At 70.8% G+C, this 17,319-nt stretch carries 12 protein-coding genes and 1 pseudogene; 5 read left to right on the forward strand and 8 right to left on the reverse strand.

Translation table 11 applies throughout. The annotated features are described in order from the left end of the window. Positions 1 to 22: 22 nt before the first annotated feature. Both QF035_RS13715 and QF035_RS13720 read right to left on the reverse strand, forming a co-directional pair. Positions 23 to 1,249, reverse strand: a complete 1,227-nt coding sequence (locus tag QF035_RS13715; RefSeq protein ID WP_307520524.1) for a cytochrome P450 — start codon at positions 1,247 to 1,249, stop codon at positions 23 to 25. A gap of 953 nt (positions 1,250 to 2,202) precedes the next feature. Beyond that, a complete protein-coding gene (locus QF035_RS13720; RefSeq protein ID WP_307520525.1) occupies positions 2,203 to 2,739 on the reverse strand; it encodes an NUDIX hydrolase in 537 nt (178 codons plus the stop codon). A 61-nt stretch (positions 2,740 to 2,800) separates the two neighbouring features. Here QF035_RS13720 and QF035_RS13725 point away from each other — a divergent pair, with 61 nt between their 5' ends. Further along, on the forward strand, positions 2,801 to 3,460 hold the full coding sequence (locus QF035_RS13725; protein ID WP_307520528.1) for an ATP-dependent endonuclease: 660 nt from the start codon (positions 2,801 to 2,803) through the stop codon (positions 3,458 to 3,460). A 49-nt stretch (positions 3,461 to 3,509) separates the two neighbouring features. Here the strand turns inward: QF035_RS13725 and QF035_RS13730 are convergent, their stop codons facing one another. The 5 genes and pseudogenes from QF035_RS13730 to QF035_RS13750 all read right to left on the reverse strand — a co-directional run bounded on the left by QF035_RS13730 (position 3,510) and on the right by QF035_RS13750 (position 10,385). Continuing rightward, positions 3,510 to 4,667, reverse strand: a complete 1,158-nt coding sequence (locus QF035_RS13730) for an XdhC family protein (protein ID WP_307520529.1) — start codon at positions 4,665 to 4,667, stop codon at positions 3,510 to 3,512. A gap of 132 nt (positions 4,668 to 4,799) precedes the next feature. Then, positions 4,800 to 6,257 (reverse strand): NCS2 family permease, encoded by a 1,458-nt coding sequence (locus QF035_RS13735; RefSeq protein ID WP_307520530.1) that lies wholly within the window; start codon positions 6,255 to 6,257, stop codon positions 4,800 to 4,802. A gap of 241 nt (positions 6,258 to 6,498) precedes the next feature. Beyond that, positions 6,499 to 8,899, reverse strand: a pseudogene (locus QF035_RS13740) (xanthine dehydrogenase family protein molybdopterin-binding subunit). Positions 8,900 to 8,901: 2 nt separating this feature from the next. Then, positions 8,902 to 9,495, reverse strand: a complete 594-nt coding sequence (locus QF035_RS13745; RefSeq protein WP_307520532.1) for a (2Fe-2S)-binding protein — start codon at positions 9,493 to 9,495, stop codon at positions 8,902 to 8,904. Further along, positions 9,495 to 10,385, reverse strand: coding sequence for an FAD binding domain-containing protein (locus QF035_RS13750; protein WP_307520533.1), 891 nt, complete (start codon positions 10,383 to 10,385; stop codon positions 9,495 to 9,497). The genes QF035_RS13745 and QF035_RS13750 overlap by 1 nt, the downstream gene beginning before the upstream one ends. A gap of 429 nt (positions 10,386 to 10,814) precedes the next feature. Between QF035_RS13750 and QF035_RS13755 the strand changes: the two genes are divergently transcribed. Continuing rightward, positions 10,815 to 12,512 (forward strand): PucR family transcriptional regulator, encoded by a 1,698-nt coding sequence (locus tag QF035_RS13755; protein WP_307520534.1) that lies wholly within the window; start codon positions 10,815 to 10,817, stop codon positions 12,510 to 12,512. Between the two features lie 164 nt (positions 12,513 to 12,676). Further along, positions 12,677 to 13,450 (forward strand): hypothetical protein, encoded by a 774-nt coding sequence (locus tag QF035_RS13760; protein ID WP_307520535.1) that lies wholly within the window; start codon positions 12,677 to 12,679, stop codon positions 13,448 to 13,450. Positions 13,451 to 13,570: 120 nt separating this feature from the next. On the opposite strand, the gene QF035_RS55760 is transcribed toward QF035_RS13760, so the two are convergent. After that, positions 13,571 to 14,584, reverse strand: coding sequence for a GntR family transcriptional regulator (locus tag QF035_RS55760; protein WP_373466949.1), 1,014 nt, complete (start codon positions 14,582 to 14,584; stop codon positions 13,571 to 13,573). A gap of 415 nt (positions 14,585 to 14,999) precedes the next feature. Here QF035_RS55760 and QF035_RS13770 point away from each other — a divergent pair, with 415 nt between their 5' ends. Together QF035_RS13770 and QF035_RS13775 are read left to right on the forward strand one after the other, a co-directional pair. Then, the gene (locus QF035_RS13770) at positions 15,000 to 15,881 is read left to right on the forward strand and encodes a (2Fe-2S)-binding protein (protein ID WP_307520536.1); all 882 of its coding nucleotides are present in this window, start codon (positions 15,000 to 15,002) and stop codon (positions 15,879 to 15,881) included. Positions 15,882 to 16,207: 326 nt separating this feature from the next. Then, entirely contained in the window at positions 16,208 to 17,245 is a 1,038-nt protein-coding gene (locus QF035_RS13775) for a DUF2637 domain-containing protein (RefSeq protein ID WP_055615044.1), read from the forward strand. The last annotated feature ends 74 nt before the right edge of the window (positions 17,246 to 17,319 follow it).

Genomic DNA, 17,319 nt, shown 5'->3' on the forward strand with positions numbered 1-17,319 from the left:
TCACCAGTCGGTTCGGCCTACCTCACCAAGTGACGTGCAGGGTCTGGGGTGAGCGGTGGATCAGGGTCGGGCGCATGGTGACCGGGTGGTCGTCTGCCAGGCGGAGGGTGGGGAAGCGGGTCGTCAACTGCTCCAGGGTCAGGCGGAGTTGCTCTCTCGCCAATTGGGATCCTGGGCACGTGTGCACCCCTAGGCCGAATGCCACGTGGCGGCCCGGGGTGCGGGTGATGTCGAACTCGTCCGGGCGGGGGTGGCGGGATCCGTCGCGGTTCGCCGCACCGAATGCCACGAACACCGTTGAGCCGGTGGGGAGTTCTGTGCCTGCGAGGGTGATCGCGCGGGTGGTGGTTCGGCGGAAGCCCTGTAGTGCCGTGTCGTAGCGGGCCGCCTCTTCTATGGCCGCGGGGATTCGGTTCGGCTCTGCGCAGAGGAGGTTCCACTGGGGCGGGTGGCGGAGGAGGTGCAGAACCGTCGTGCCGATCAGGGCTGTGGTGGTGAGGTGGCCTGCCAGGAGGAAGTTCTGCAGATGGGCCACCAGTTCGTGGCGTTGGTCGAGTGTCAGGTCGGTTGCGGGTGGGGGTTGGGGTGTGAGGGAGGTGATCAGTTCTGTGCAGAGGTCGTTCTGGGGGTTCTTGCTGCGGACGCGGGCGAAAGCGTCGAGTGCCTGCTGCATTGCCACGACGTCCTGGGCTGCTTCTACTTGTTCGGCCTCCGACATGGGGCGGAAGAGCAGTTCCTCTGCTCGGTAGCCGCCGTGTACGGCCTGGGGGACGTCCTTGGGGTCCAGGCCTACGATCCTGCCGATCACTTCGCCCGGGAGGCGTTGGGCGTACGCCGCCATCAGGTCTGCGTGGCCCTTCTCGGCGAAGGCGTCGATCAGGGCCGATGCTCGTTCCGCGGCGTACGGGAGTACGGCGGCGACCTTGGCGGGTGACAGGCCTCGTACGATCGGGGCGCGTAGGCGTTGGTGGTGGGAGCCGTCGGCTGTGACGACCACGGGGCGGCCGCCGAAGCCGCCGCCCAGGACCGCGAGGGCGGCGGGGGCCGGCATCACGTCCGGGCGCAGCGCGTTAGCCGAGGAGAAGTCGTCCGGGCGGCGGAGGATCTCCCTGACGTCCTCGTCCCTGGCTGCCAGCCAGGCGTCCAGTTCCGGGATGAACGTCAGGCCTTTGGCCCGCCTTGCGCGCTCGTAGTGGGGGTACGGGTTGCGTTGCAACTCGTCGAGTCTGCCGTGCAGTTCACGGTCCACGGGGTCATGGTGCCGGATGGGGTGGGGTGTGGGTAGGGCGCTTCTGGTCCGGTGGGTGGGGCGGGGCCGTGCCGGTATGTCACGTTCGCGACTGCTGGGCATACTGCCCTGAGATTCATTGGTGGACGTTGCCAGCGGGAGCTGTACGTCGCGAACGTTGACACACCGGCACGGCCCCGCCCCGCGCGCGTCGGCGTCTGCTGCGCCATTGAGTGCCTACGATCCTGGCGTGGTTCAGTTTTGTGTGCGGCGGGACAGTGGCCTCGATGCTGGTGAGGCGTGGCGGCGGCTCACGCTGTGGGAGCGGCATGGGGATGTGGTGCCGTTGACCCGGATCACTGTTGCCGCGGGGGCGGGGGGTGGGGTGGGATCCGTGTTCGTGGCTCGGACCGGGGTCGGGGCCCTTGCGTTTGATGACCCCATGGAGGTGGTCCTCTGGCAGCCGCCTCAGGATGGGGGCTCGGGGATGTGTCGGCTCGTCAAGCGGGGTACGTTCGTCACGGGGTGGGCCGAGATCGAGGTGCATCCGTCTGCGGCTACGGGCACGCGGGTGGTGTGGCGGGAGGAGTTGGTGGTGCGGTTGGCCCCGCGGGCTCTCGATCCCGCTTTGAAGCGGATGGCTCGGTGGATGTTCGGGCGGGCCGTGGACCAATTGTTGCTGCGTCCCTGAAGGCTCGTGGAGGGGGGTCACGCCAGTCACCCGGGGCCCAACAGCCAATTCGCCTCCCCCCGCCACCACGCCGGCATTACCTCCGGGTCCACCACACGGGCGCGGAGTGGGCCCCCTCGTACGGAGCATAAGGAGGACGTCGTCGCCGGACGAGGCGCGCGGCGCCCTCGTGAATGCCTTGGAGGAACTGCTCGACACGACTCGCGAGTTCTCGTTCTTCCTGTCGCCGGCGACTTCGTAAGCCCTCAGGTCACCGATCCAACCGGCCCGGCAGGCGGAGCCGTTACGGAAGTCCCGGTGGGAGGGTGCCGGGCAGCGCGTCGTATTTCATGAACGCCTCCCGGCTGTCCGAGACGAAGGGCCACTGCCACAGTCTCTGTCGCAGCTCGACCTCGGGCAGCCAGTCGTGCCACGCGATCTCCGACGGGTCCGGCGTGACGTCCCCGTCGACGACGGCCTCATCGATGACGGCCTCGTGCACTGCCATCCAGTACGGGCTGATCTCTCCCCGGCAGAGGTACTTGAAGGCGAAGCGGACCGTGGCCCTGATTCCGAGTTCCTCCTTGAGCTCCCGGGTCGCCGCCGCCTCGTAGGACTCCCCCACTTCGACGCCTCCGCCCAGCAGCCAGTTGTACCGGCCGGGGAAGCGTGTGACGTGCTCCGGCCTGCGGTGCACGAGTATGCGTCCCTCGTTGTCGCGGCATACGACCGTGGCCACTCGGTGCAGCCAGCCGCGACGGACGGCTTCGCCCCGGTCGACGATGCCGAGTACCCGGTCGCGCTCGTCCACGCGTTCCACCGGCTCGTCCGTGAGAGTCATGGGGCCCACCCTGCCAAAAGTCTGTGGAGTGCGGCCGAGCGGACTTGCGAGACTGGGACCCATGAGCGACATGGAGAGATTCCGTCGGGCCGTGGTCGAGTGGGCGGCCGGTGGGGCGGGGGCGTCGGCGGCCGGTGAGACCGCGCGGGAGCTGGCGGTCGGGGTCGGGCTGCGTACGGTCGTGCTCGTCGAAGGGGGCAGTGATCAGGTCGCGATCGAGGCGTTGGCCTCGCGGCGTGGTCGGGATCTGGACAGTGAAGGTGTGTCGGTCGTGCCGCTCGGGGGTGCGACGAGTGTCGGCAGGTTCGTGGATCTGTGTGGGCCGGCGGGTCTTGGTGTGCGGCTCGCCGGGTTGTGCGATGTCGGGGAGGAGCGCTTCTTCCGGAGGGCGCTGGAGCGGGCCGGGCTCGGTTCCGACATCCCGCCCGAGGGGCTGGAAGCCCTTGGTTTCTACGTGTGCGACGCGGATCTGGAGGACGAGTTGATCCGGTCCCTGGGCGTCGAAGTCGTGCAGCAGGTCGTGGTGGATCAGGGGGAGTCACGGCCGTTCCGTACGTTCCGGAACCAGCCCGCCCAGCGGCAGCGGACCATGGAGCAGCAACTGCGGAGGTTCCTGGGGACGCACAGTGGTCGCAAGGCCCAGTACGCGCGCGGGATGGTCGAGAGTCTGGATCTGGAGCGGACGCCCCGGCCGTTGGAGCGGCTTCTCGCCCACGTCTGATCGAACATCGGACACGTTTTGCGCCTCGACCGCGGCGCGTGCGCGTGTGTCAGGCCACCGAACCTATTCGTGCGGTGGGCTTCGGTGTTGATGACCTGTCGTGGTGAATGGGCGTGTGGGCGCCGGTCAGTGGGACTCCGGTGCCGCCTCGCCTGTTCGCGACGATCTCCGAGGCGATGGAGAGGGCCGTCTCCTCGGGTGTACGGGCACCCAGGTCCAGCCCGATGGGAGACCTGAGCCGGGCCAACTCCAGTTCCGTGATGCCGACTTCGCGGAGGCGTTCGTTGCGGTCCAGGTGGGTGCGGCGGGAGCCCATCGCGCCGACGTACGCCACGGGGAGGCGGAGCGCGAGTTGGAGGAGGGGTACGTCGAACTTGGCGTCGTGGGTCAGGACGCACAGGACCGTGCGGGCGTCGACCTGGGTGCGCTCCAGGTAGCGGTGCGGCCAGTCGACCACGATCTCGTCCGCCTCCGGGAAGCGGGCCGCTGTCGCGAAGACCGGGCGGGCATCGCACACCGTGACGCGGTAGTTCAGGAACTTGCCGATGCGGACCAGGGCGGAGGCGAAGTCGATCGCGCCGAAGACGATCATCCTGGGTGGCGGAACCGACGATTCGATGAGGAGTGTGAGCGGTGCTCCGCAGCGAGAGCCCTGCTCTCCGATCTCCAGGGTGCCCGTGCGGCCCGCGTCCAGGAAGGAGCGCGCCTCGTCCACGGCCGTCCGGTCCAGTTCCGGGTGGGCGCCGAATCCGCCCTCGTACGAGCCGTCCGGGCGGATCAGCAGGGCGCGGCCCAGGAGTTCCGGAGGTCCGGCTGCGATACGCGCCACTGCCGCCGCCTCCCCGCGCGTGGCGGTGGCCAGGGCCGAGGCGAAGATCTCCCGGTCGGAGTCCCCGGCGCGTACCGGCGTCACCAGGATGTCGATGATCCCGCCGCACGTCAGGCCCACCGCGAAAGCGTCCTCGTCGCTGTAGCCGAAGCGTTCGAGGACCGGTTGCCCGTCAGCCAACGCCTGTTGGCACAGCTCGTACACCGCGCCCTCCACACAGCCGCCGGAGACCGAGCCGATCGCCGTGCCGTCGGAATCGACGGCCAGTGCGGCGCCCGGCTGGCGAGGTGCGCTTCCGCCGACGGCCACCACGGTGGCCACGGCGAAGTCGCGCCCCTGCTCGACCCACCGGTGCAACTCGTCGGCGATGTCCAGCATCTCTCGTTCTCCTAACGGTGGTTGGGGTGGCTCGTCGGTCGGGTCGGCCCCGCGCCCCGAAGGGGGCGCGGGGAACTGCGCGACCAGCCACGACGGACCCGCGGACGAGGCATCGCGGATCCAGCGGAGCGCCTAGTGGACGCCCATCCAGCTCTCGATCGGGTTCAGGGCGAAGTAGACGACGAAGACAGCCGTCAGGCCCCACATGAAGGCCCCGATCTCCCGGGCCCTGCTCTGGGCGACCTTGATGGCGACGTAGCTGATGACTCCGGCCGCGACGCCCGCGGTGATGGAGTACGTGAACGGCATGATGACGACCGTCAGGAAGACGGGGATCGCGGTGGCGCGGTCGGCCCAGTCGACGTGCCGGGCGTTCATCATCATCATGGCGCCGATGACAACCAGGGCCGCGGCCGCGACCTCGCCGGGGACGATCGCCGTCAGCGGGGTGAAGAAGAGGCAGGCCGCGAAGAACAGGCCCGTGATGACCGAGGAGAAGCCCGTGCGGGCGCCTTCGCCTACGCCTGTGGCGGACTCGACGAACACCGTCTGGCCCGAGGCGCCCGAGACTCCGCCGATCGCGCCGCCCGCGCCGTCGATGAACAGCGCCTTGGACAGGCCGGGCATCCGGCCCTTGTCGTCGGCCAGCTTGGCCTCGGTGCCGACGCCGATGATGGTGGCCATCGCGTCGAAGAACCCTGCGAGGACCAGGGTGAACACGATCATGCCGACCGTCATCGCGCCGACCTGGCCCCAGCCGCCGAACTCCACGTCTCCGAAGATCGAGAAGTCGGGCATGGACACCGCGCTGCCGTGCAGCTCGGGCGCGCCGCCGGCCCACTGCTTGGCGTCGATGACGTCAAGTGCGTTGAGGACGACGGCCAGTACGGTGCCGCCGACGATGCCGATCAGGATCGCGCCGGGGATGCCGCGTGCCTGGAGCATGAAGATGGCGAGCAGGGTGACGGCGAAGAGCAGGACCGGCCAGCCGGCGAGTTCACCGGTCGCACCGAGGGAGAGCGGGGTCGCCTTGCCCTGGTGGACGAAGCCCGCCTTCACCAGGCCGATCAGGGCGACGAACAGGCCGATGCCCATGGTGATCGCGTGCTTCAGCGCCAGCGGGATCGCGTTCATGATCATCTCGCGCAGCCCGGTGACCACCAGGAGCATGATCACGACGCCGTACATCACACACATGCCCATGGCCTGCGGCCAGGTCATCTGGGGCGCGACCTGCGAGGAGAGGACGCCGGAGACGGAGAGTCCGGCGGCCAGGGCGAGCGGCACCTTGCCGAAGAAGCCCATCAGGAGCGTGGTGAAGGCCGCCGCGAACGCGGTCGCGGTGATCAGGGCCTTCTGGCCGAGCGTGTCCCCCGCCGCGTCCTTGCCGGACAGGATCAGGGGGTTGAGCAGCAGGATGTACGCCATCGCCATGAAGGTGGTGACGCCGCCGCGCACCTCACGCGCGACCGAGCTTCCTCGCTTGGATATGTGAAAGTACCGGTCGAGCCAGGACCTGCCGGCCGGGATACGGGTTCCTTCACCCGCATCGTCGGCGGTGGTCCTCGGCTCCAGCGACTGCTGGGTCATGTGGGCCTACTCCCAAGGTTCACAGGGGCACCCGCTGTCGCCTTCGGCGTGTGCGGGATTTGGGAAGGTGCTTCGGCCGCACGACCCGGGGGACGGCCCGAGACGAACGAATCGTGGTGCTGCACGTGGACCGGTACCGGGGGTGCCGTTGGACGTACGGTTCGCCCGGTGCCGGGGGTGCCGTTGCTGTGCCCAGCCGTTCCGGCCTGCGGAACGGCTGCCCACAACGACGGCGGGGCGCCTATGCCGTGCCGGTGAGGTGTTCCGGTCGGACCGGCGTCCTGTTGAGCTCCAAGCCCGTCGCGTTCCGGATTGCCGCTAGCACGGCCGGAGTCGACGACAGAGTCGGTGCCTCGCCGATGCCACGGAGCCCGTACGGCGCGTGGTCGTCGGCGAGTTCGAGCACGTCGACGGGGATGGTCGGCGTGTCGAGGATCGTGGGGATGAGGTAGTCGGTGAAGGAGGGGTTCCTGACCTTCGCCGTCTTGGGGTCGACGATGATCTCCTCCATGACCGCGATGCCCAGGCCCTGGGTCGTACCGCCCTGGATCTGGCCGATGACGGACAGCGGGTTGAGCGCCTTGCCGACGTCCTGGGCGCAGGCCAGTTCGATGACCTTCACCAGGCCCAGTTCGGTGTCCACCTCGACGACCGCGCGGTGGGCGGCGAAGGAGTACTGGACGTGGCCGAAGCCCTGGCCCGTCGCGGAGGTCGAAGGGCTCGGTCGGCCGGTGCCGCCACTCCTCCTCGACCTCGACGGCCTCGCCTTCGAGTACGTCCACCAGGTCGGCCAGCACCTCGCCGCCGTCGGTGACGACCTTGCCGCCCTCCAGGAGCAGTTCGGCGGTGGCCCAGGCGGGGTGGTACGTACCGAACTTGCGGCGGCCGATCTCCAGGACCTTCTCGCGGACGAGTTCGCAGGAGTTCTTGACGGCGCCGCCGGTGACGTACGTCTGGCGGGACGCGGAGGTCGAACCGGCCGAGCCCACCTGGGTGTCCGCCGGGTGGATCGTCACCTGGGCGACGCCCAGTTCGGTGCGGGCGATCTGCGCGTGGACGGTGACGCCGCCCTGGCCGACCTCCGCCATCGCGGTGTGGACGGTGGCCACCGGTTCGCCGCCGACGACTTCCATGCGGACCTTGGCCGTTGAATAGTCGTCGAAGCCCTCGGAGAAGCCGACGTTCTTGATGCCGACCGCGTAGCCGACGCCTCGTACGACGCCTTCGCCGTGGGTGGTGTTGGAGAGGCCGCCGGGCAGTTGGCGGACGTCCGCCGCCTCGCCGGCCGCGAGCCACTGCTGCTCGGGCGGCATGGGCATCGCCTTGACGCGGCGCAGGAGTTCGGCGACCGGGGCGGGCGAGTCGACGCTCTGGCCGGTCGGCATGATCGTGCCCTGCGACATCGCGTTGAGCTGCCGGAACTCGACCCGGTCCATGCCCACCTTGTCGGCGAGCTTGTCCATCTGTGCCTCGTAGGCGAAGCATGCCTGGACCGCGCCGAAGCCGCGCATGGCGCCGCAGGGCGGGTTGTTGGAGTAGAGGGCGATCGATTCGATGTCGACGTCTTCGAGTACGTACGGGCCGACCGCGAGGGACGCCGCGTTGCCGACGACCGCCGGGGACGCGGAGGCGTAGGCGCCGCCGTCCAGGACGATGCGGCACTTCATGTGCGTGAGCTTGCCGTCCTTGGTCGCCCCGTGCTCGTAGTGGAGCTTCGCGGGGTGGCGGTGGACGTGGCCGAAGAAGGACTCGAAGCGGTTGTAGACGATCTTGACCGGCTTGCCCGTACGCAGCGCGAGCAGGCAGGCGTGGATCTGCATCGACAGGTCCTCGCGGCCGCCGAACGCGCCGCCGACGCCGGAGAGCGTCATGCGGACCTTGTCCTCGGGGAGGCCCAGGACGGGTGCGATCTGCTTGAGGTCCGAGTGCAGCCACTGGGTGGCGATGTAGAGGTCGACGCCGCCGTCCTCGGAGGGCACGGCGAGACCCGACTCCGGGCCGAGGAAGGCCTGGTCCTGCATGCCGAAGGTGTACTCGCCCTCGACGATGAAGTCGGCGCGTTCCCGGGCGGATGCCACGTCGCCGCGAATGATCGGCTGACGGTGCACGATGTTCGGGTGCGGGACGTGGCCGATGTGGTGGTCGTCGCGGTTCTCGTGGACGAGGATCGCGTCCGGCGCGGTCGCGGACGACTCGTCGGTGATGACCGGGAGTTCGCGGTACTCGACCTTGATCTTGGCGGCGGCGCGGCGCGCGGTCTCCGGGTGGTCGGCGGCGACGATCGCGACCGGCTCGCCGTGGTGACGGACCTTGCCGTGCGCGAGCACCGGGGTGTCCTGGATCTCCAGGCCGTAGTTCTTCACGTCGGTCGGCAGGTCGTCGTACGTCATGACGGCGTAGACGCCGGGGGTCTTCAGCGCCTCGACCGTGTCGATGGAGACGATCTCGGCGTGCGCGACCGTGGAGCGCAGGATCTGGCCCCAGAGCATGTCCTCGTGCCACATGTCCGAGGAGTACGCGAACTCTCCGGTGACCTTGAGGATGCCGTCCGGGCGGAGCGTGGACTCACCGATGCCGCCCTTGGTCCGGGAACCCTGGGTGACCTTGGTGGGAGTGCCGAGGGGAGCGCTTTTGCCGGCCATCGTCAGACCACCTCTCCCTGTCGGGCGGCCGCCAGGCGGACCGCGTCCATGATCTTCTCGTAGCCGGTGCAGCGGCAGAGGTTGCCCGACAGCGCCTCGCGGATGTCCGCGTCGCTCGGGGTCGGGTTGCGCTCCAGCATCTCGTCGGCGGCGACCAGCAGGCCGGGCGTGCAGAAGCCGCACTGGACGGCGCCGGCGTCGATGAACGCCTGCTGGATCGGGGAGAGTTCGGTGCCCTCGCCGGCCTGCGAGTCGGAGGGCCTGGCCTCCCACCGCTTGGCCGCGTCCAGGGGCGTACCGCAGGCTCCGGAAGCTCCGGAGGCACAACCCCCGTGCTCCGCGCGCTGTTTGGCGAAGTCGGCGAGGCCCTCGACCGTGACGACCTCGCGGCCCTCGACCTGGCCGGCCGCGACCAGACACGAACACACCGGTACGCCGTCCAGGCGGACCGTGCAGGAGCCGCACTCGCCCTGCTCGCAGGCGTTCTTGGAGCCGGGAAGACCCATGCGCTCGCGCAGGACGTAGAGCAGGCTCTCGCCCTCCCAGACGTCGTCGGCTTCCTGCGGACGGCCGTTGACCGTGAAATTGACGCGCATTACGCGACTCCCTCCGAACGGGCGGCGGTGCCGCGGTACGACTCCCAGGTCCAGGTCAGCGTGCGGCGGGCCATGATGCCGACCGCGTGGCGGCGGTAGCTCGCCGTGCCCCGGACGTCGTCGATCGGGTTGCAGGCGGCCGAGCACAGCTCGGCGAACTGCTTGGCGACCGACGGGGTGATGATCCTGCCGTTGTCCCAGAAGCCGCCCTCTTCGAGCGCCGCGTTCAGGAACTCCTCGGCGGCCTTGGCCCGTACGGGCGTGGGCGCGGCCGAGCCGATGCCGGTGCGGACCGTGCGGGTGTCGGGGTGCAGGGCCAGACCGAAGGCGCAGACCGCGATCACCATGGCGTTGCGGGTGCCGACCTTCGAGTACTGCTGCGGGCCGTCGGCCTTCTTGATGTGGACGGCCCGGATGAGCTCGTCGGCGGCGAGCGCGTTGCGCTTCACACCGGTGTAGAACTCGTCGATCGGGATCAGCCGCGTGCCTCGTACGGACTGGGCCTCGACCTCCGCGCCCGCCGCGAGGAGGGCGGGGTGGGCGTCGCCGGCCGGGGAGGCGGTGCCGAGGTTGCCGCCGACGCCGCCGCGGTTGCGGATCTGCGGGGAGGCCACCGTGTGGGAGGCGAGGGCCAGGCCGGGCAGCTCGCCGCGCAGCTGCTCCATGATCGCCGTGTACGGGACCGAGGCGCCGAGGCGGACGGACTCCTCGCCGACCTCCCACTCACCCAGTTCGCCGATGCGGTTCAGGTCCAGCAGGTACTCGGGCCGGCGGTGGTCGAAGTTGATCTCGACCATCACATCGGTGCCACCCGCAATCGGCACAGCGGTGGGGTGCTCGGCCTTCGCGGCGAGCGCCTCCTCCCAGCTGGCGGGGCGAAGGAAGTCCATGACCGGCTCTCTTCTTCGTCTCGTGGATGGTTCTGATCAAGCCAGTTCGTGTGCGGCGGGTCCGGCTCGTTCATACGTTGTTCACGTTGATTGAAATCAGTACACAGCGCCGTCCCGCACCTGGGTCAGTCACCGAAACCATGAAGGAGTTCGCTGGCCAGGGCGCGCATCTTGTAGATTCGTATGAACGGAGGGCATCAGCAACCTCCTCGTTTTCCTCCGGAAACACCACGCACAGGTTCGGGAATCAGCGACCACATGTCGCGAAAGCCCAGGACACGGGCCATGAGGGCCGGAAACATCGTCCACCGGACCCCTCGGGCCCACTCTGCGGAGCCCGGGAACCCGTGCACGGGGCACCCATACTCGGGCCCCTCCGGAACCATCCAGATCCATCGTAGTTTTCGAGACAGAACGGCGGCGACGAGAATGCGGCTGCGCGCACTGCTGGACACGGACGCGCTGGGCCTGCGGCTGCTCGGCGGCGAGGACGAGCTGGACCGCACGGTCCGTGGCGTGATGACCACGGACCTGCGGGACCCCAGCCGCTATCTCTCGGGCGGCGAGCTGGTGCTCACGGGGCTCGCCTGGCGCCGCGACGCCACCGATTCGGAGCCCTTCGTACGGATCCTCGCGAGCGCCGGGGTCACCGCCCTGGCCGCCGGTGAGGCCGAGCTCGGCCCCATCCCGGAGGACCTGGTGGCGGCCTGTGCGCGGCACCGGCTGCCGCTGTTCGCCGTCAACGAGTCGGTGGCCTTCGCGACGATCACCGAGCACGTCGTACGGCAGGTGTCGGGCGAGCGCGCCGGGGATCTGGCGGCCGTCGTGGACCGGCACCGCCGGATGATGACCTCGGGTCCCGCGGGCGGCGGCCCGGACGTGGTCCTGGACCTGCTCGGCTCCGACCTGGACCTGCGGGCCTGGGTGCTCTCCCCCGCCGGACGCCTCATCGCGGGCTCCCCCGGCGCCGAACCGGGGCTGCCCTCCGCGGTGTGCGCGGCACTGGCAGGCGAGCACCTGGCGGCGGTCCGCACCGGGCGGCGCGGGCCGTACCGGGTGGCGGTGGGCGGCACGACGTACTCGCTCTTCCCGATCCGCAGCAGCGCGCGTGGCACGGGCACGGCGGGTGCGTCGGGCGCACCGGGCTCGCGGGACGTCCGCGAGACGGTCCTGTCCGACTGGCTGCTCGCGGTCGAGGCCGATGCCGGGGACTGGCCGGCGGAGCGGCTCGACCTGCTGGAGGGCGTGACCCAGCTGATCTCCGTGGAGCGGGACCGGCGGGACGCGGCACGCACGGTACGGCGGCGGCTCGCGCAGGAGGTCCTCGAACTGGTGCAGACCGGTGCCGCGCCCGGCGAGATCGCGGCGCGGCTGCGGGTCGCGGCGCCCGTGCTGCTGCCGGGGCTCGGCGCGGCCCCGCACTGGCAGGTCGTGGTCGCCCGGGTCGAGTGGGACGGCGGGGAGATCGAGGGCGGTGCGGTGGCGCAGGCGCTCCTGGAGGAGATCCTCGTCGACCCGCTGTCGGCCGGTCCCGAACCGTCCGACCGGATCGCGGTCGCCCATACGGGTGAGGAGGCCATCGCGCTCGTACCGCTTCCGGCGGTTTCCTCGGAGCACGACGGCTCGGAGGCCGGGCTGCACGCGGACACCCTCCTGGCGGCCGTACGGGACCCGCTGTCGGCGGGCCTCGACGACGACGGGCGGCTCACGCTCGGCGTCAGCGCCTCCGTGCACTCGGCGGAGGGGCTGCGCGGCGCCCTGGAGGAGGCCCGGCACGCGCGCCGGGTCGCCGCGGCGCGGGCCGGCCGGGTGTGCGCGGCCGGGCACCAGGAGCTGGCGTCGCACGTCCTGCTCCTGCCCTTCGTGCCGGACGACGTGCGTCGCGCCTTCACGGCGCGGCTCCTCGATCCCCTCCGCGACTACGACCGGCGCCACCGTGCCGAGCTGATCCCGACCCTTGAGGCGTTCCTCGACTGCGACGGCTCCTGGACCCGGTGCGCCGCCCGTCTGCACCTGCACGTCAACACGCTGCGCTACCGGGTGGGACGCATCGAGCAGTTGACGAGTCGCGATCTTTCCCGCCTGGAGGACAAGCTCGACTTCTTCCTGGCGTTGCGCATGAGCTGAGGTCACAAGGGTGCGCGGCGAGTGGCACCAAGTGCCTTCGCCGCCGCACCCCTTGTCCCACGACTTTGTGAAATCCTTCACCCACCCCCTTGGCCGGGCGAGTGCATTCGTGCTGAGATGCCGCCACCACTCAACAGCTCAATGGCGTGCTCGGGGAGGGCAACGTGGCGCATACCGCCATGTCTGGTTACGGGACGACTGCCGGGGACGATCCACTCCAGACCGCGGTGTGGCGGCTGCGCTCGCGCGCCTGCTGGGCCGACGCGGCGGCGCTCCTCGAACCACGCACGGCATCGGCCGCGCTCCAACGGGCCTCGCTCCTCGTCGAACGGTGCCTCTACACCGAGCAGGGCTGGGCGGAGGCGGAGGACGCGCTGCGTACGGCCGAGGCGCTGGCCCAGTCCGACGACGAACGGGGCGCCGCAGCGTGCGAGCGCGGGCAGCTCGCGTACGCGTCCACGCTGCTCGCCGTCCGCGACCGGGCCGACGAGGCACGGGCCGCACTCGGCCGGGCCGCCGCACTGATCGCGCCCGGCGCTCCGGGCCGGGCCCTGCTGGACTTCCGGCGCGGGCTGCTCGCCGAGAACCTCGCCCACTCCCCGCAGTCCGCGCGCGCCGCCTATCGCCGCGCCCATGCCGGCGCCACCGCCCAGGACGACCCCCTGCTGCTCTCCTTCACCTGGCGCCACCTCGCCGGACTCGCCCTGCGCGAGGGCGAGTTGGCGGAGGCCCGGCACGGCTTCGGTGAATCCCTGCGCATCCGGGAGGAGTTGGGCTATCTGGTGGGCACGGCCCCGGCGTTGGCCTCCCTGGCCGACGCGGAGACCGAGCCCGAAGCCTCGCGGCTGCGCGCGGAGGCGGGGCGTCTGTTCCGCCTCCTGGGTGGCGTACCGACGTGGCTGGCGGACCAGTTGACTCCGCCGGCGGCGACGGCCTGAGCCGTGTGGCTGCCGCCGGCCGGTGTGGCATGTGCGGGTGCGTGGGGGCTGGTCGCGCCCCGCGGCGGAGCCGCAAATGTCACAGCCCCGCGCCCCTTGAGGGGCGCGACCGACGGCGTCTCACATGCTCACGAAGTGCTCCCGCAGCAGCGCCTCGACCGCCGACAGGTCCTGCGCGGACAGGGCGTCCAGAAGGGCAAGGTGCTGCGCCGCGTCCGCCATCAGCTCGAGGCGGGCGCGAGCGGTGGGGCTGCCGCCGAGGGGCCACTGCGCCCGCCGGTGAAGTTCGTCCGCGATACGTACGAGCTGCTCGTTGCCCGCGAGGTCGAGGATCGCCCGGTGGAAGGCGCGGTCGGCCTCGGCGTACGTCGCCCGGCAGCCGACGGCCGCCGCCCGGGCCGTCTCCTCCGCGAGCGGGCGCAGGTCCTCCCAGTCGTCGGCCGGCAGGGTGCGGGCCAGGCGCAGCATCACGGGCGCCTCTATCAGCCCGCGGATCTCGGCGAGTTCGGCCAGCTCGCGGGCGCCGCGCTCGACGACGCGGAAGCCCCGGTTCGGTACGACCTCCACGGCGCCCTCGGTGGCGAGCTGCTGCATGGCCTCGCGCACGGGCGTCGCCGAGACACCGAAGCTTTCGCCGAGCGCGGGGGCCGAGTAGACCTCTCCGGGGGCGAGTTCGCCGGCCACGAGGGCGGCCCGCAGAGCGTCGAGGATCTGGCCGCGGACGGAGGCTCGCTGAATCGCGGGACGGGGGGACGCGGACGGGGAGGGGGAACGGGAAGCGGAAGACGTACGGGCGGCGGGGACGCCTCGCGAGCCGGATCCACTGCGTGCGCCGGATCCATCGCGTACGGCGGATCCATCACGTGCGCCGGATCCATCGCGTAGGCCGGATCCAGCACGTGCGCCGGGGCCGCCGGGCGCCGCCGGTGCGCTCGGGGCTCCGAGTCCTCCGGGTGTGCCGTGGCTTCCAGGTCCCCCGAAGCCACCAGGCGCGGCGGGGGGTCCGGAGGTCCCGTGGTGCCACGGGTCTCCGAGAGTCTCCGGTGTGGCCGGGCGGCCGGAAGCGGCCGTCGAAGGCCGGCGTGCACCGGTTCCGGGCGCGTCCGCCGAGGCCGGGAGCCCCTCGCGCGTCACCCTGGGCTGCGGAATCGGCGTCTCGCTGTGCGTGTGCTCCCCGCGAGCCGTGTCCTCGGGGGGAGCGGGAGCGCCGGCGGGAGCTGAGGCCGGGGTGCCGGGTGCGGCGGCGTCCCGGGGGGCGTCCTCGCGGAACGACCGGCCGGCCGCGCGCTCCCGGCCTTCGCCCGCCGCCCGGGACTGCTGCTGGGGAACCCGTGGCGTTCCCGCGCCGGGGGCGGTCTCCGACGGGTCTCCTGCGGAGCCGTACGCCTCGCGCGAACCGGCCTTCTCCACGGGAGCCTCCTCCAGGACGGGCAGTGGTGGTGAGTATTTCGGTCGGGGTTCGGAGCGACCCCGACAGAACAGGGTAAACCTCGATCGTATCGGGTAAGGTAAGCCTTACCTGCAACCGATCACGGAACGGGGCCCCCGCATGTCCGCTCCCGCCCCGGCCGAGACCTCGCCCGGCGCAGAAGTACGCCTGGTCGGCTCGGCCCTCACAGCGGCGTACACGCGGATGACCGAGGTGCTCCCGGCCCTGGGCGTCACGGAACTCGCACCGCACGAACCGGCCCCGACGGGCGACCGGTGGATCTCCGTCGCCGGACTCGCGGAGGGCGGGGCCGACCTGGACGCGTTCCTCGCGTGGGACGACGACCAGGTACTCACGGACCACGGACGGCGAGGCCGTCCGGACGTGATCGCCGGCTTCGGCCTGCACCGTTACGCCTGGCCGGCCTGTCTGCTGATCACGGTGCCGTGGTTCCTGCTGCGCCGGGTGCCCCGCTTTCCCGTGCAGCACGTCACGTTCCAGCGCATGCCCGGCAGCATCGCCGTACGCGTCGGTGAGTTCGCCTGTCTGCCGGACGACCCGGCGGCCGCACTGCCCGGCGCCCGCGTCGTCCCCGACGAGGAGGCCCTGCGCGCGGCGGTCCGGGCCGCCGTGGCCGAGCACCTGGAACCGGTCCTCGACGGATTCGGCCCCCGGACGCGACGCCGGGGCCGTGCCCTGTGGGGCATGGCGACGGACGAGGTCGTCGAGAGCCTCTGGTACGTCGCCGGGCTCCTGGGCGAGCAGGGGCGCGCGAGGGAGGAGCTGGAGCGGCTGTTCCCCGGCACGACCCGGCCGTACGTCGGCACGGCCGGCTTCCGCGAGGTGACCGGCTCGAACGGCGAGTGCCTGTCCACCCGTGACCGGGCGAGCTGCTGCTTCCACTACACCCTCGACGCCGAGGACACCTGCGCCAACTGCCCGCGCAACTCCGACGCGGTCCGTGTCGCGAAGCTGACGGCGGAGGCCGCCGCGGCGGGCTGATCCCGTGGCAACAGGCTGACTCCACGTCACGTAAGATCAACTCGCCATGGATCCGGGCACCTTGACGGCGGCCCGGCCGAACCCTTTGGTTACAGTCGATTCACAAAGTCCTCACTTGCCGCAAGAACTTTCCGTGGAACCACCCGTAAGGGTAATCTAACTCGAACTCAACTCCCGCTCCTCAAGCGGCAGTTCGAGGAGAATGCCGTCCTCGCGCATACCCTTGCACTCCCTTGGCGGCCTCTTGCCCCGAAACCCTCTGAGGACGCACGGGATTGGGCCACTATGGCGGGCGTTACGCCCTATCCCAATGCAAGGGACCCCAGATGAGACTGACCGACATATCGCTGAACTGGCTGCTTCCCGGCGCCGTGCTGCTCCTGGGCCTGCTGGCGGCGGTTGCGGTGCTCGCGCGTGGCAAGCGCGCCGGGGAGAAGACCCACGCCGACGATTCGTGGGAGCGCACGGAAGAGCGCCGCAGGCGCAAGGAGGCCGTCTACGGCACCGCCTCCTATGTACTGCTCTTCTGCTGTGCAGCGGTCGCCGCCGCACTCTCCTTCCATGGCCTGGTCGGCTTCGGCGAGCAGAATCTGAACCTGTCCGGCGGCTGGCAGTACCTGGTGCCGTTCGGCCTGGACGGTGCGGCCATGTTCTGCTCCGTACTCGCGGTGCGCGAGGCCAGCCACGGTGACGCGGCGCTCGGCTCCCGGATACTCGTGTGGACGTTCGCGGCCGCCGCTGCCTGGTTCAACTGGGTGCACGCCCCCCGGGGTCTCGGCCACGCGGGCGCCCCGCACTTCTTCGCCGGCATGTCCCTGTCGGCCGCGGTCCTGTTCGACCGCGCGCTGAAGCAGACCCGCCGCGCCGCCCTGCGCGAGCAGGGCCTGGTGCCCCGGCCGCTGCCGCAGATCCGGATCGTACGGTGGCTGCGTGCCCCTCGTGAGACCTACGGCGCCTGGTCGCTGATGCTGCTGGAGAACGTGCGCAGCCTGGACGAGGCGGTCGAGGAAGTCCGTGAGGACAAGCGGGAGAAGGAGCAGAACCGCCTGCGTCGTCGCGACCAGGAGAAGCTGGACCGTGCCCGCATCAAGGCGATCACCCGTGGCCACCGCGGAATGATCGGACGAGGCGGCGGCCGTCAGGCGGAACTCCAGCCGGCCCCGGCGGCCACCCAGGTCGCTGCGGAGCCTGCCATAGCAACGCCGGAACTACCCGCACGCGCCGCCCGGCCCTCGTTGCAGCCCGTCCGCCGAGGAACTGAGTCCTCGACGGTCGATCTCACCGCGGAGGACGACACAATGGCGCTCCCTCGTCTCGACTCCCTTGAGCGCAAGCTGAAGGACCTGGAGCAGCAGTTCGGCTGATCCGGACCGGGGCCTCCCGAGGCCTCAACTCTGGACGGGGGCACGGCAGTTCATGCCGCGCCCCCGTCCAGTTT

The sequence above is a fragment of the Streptomyces umbrinus genome (assembly GCF_030817415.1).
Lineage (GTDB): Bacteria > Actinomycetota > Actinomycetes > Streptomycetales > Streptomycetaceae > Streptomyces > Streptomyces umbrinus_A.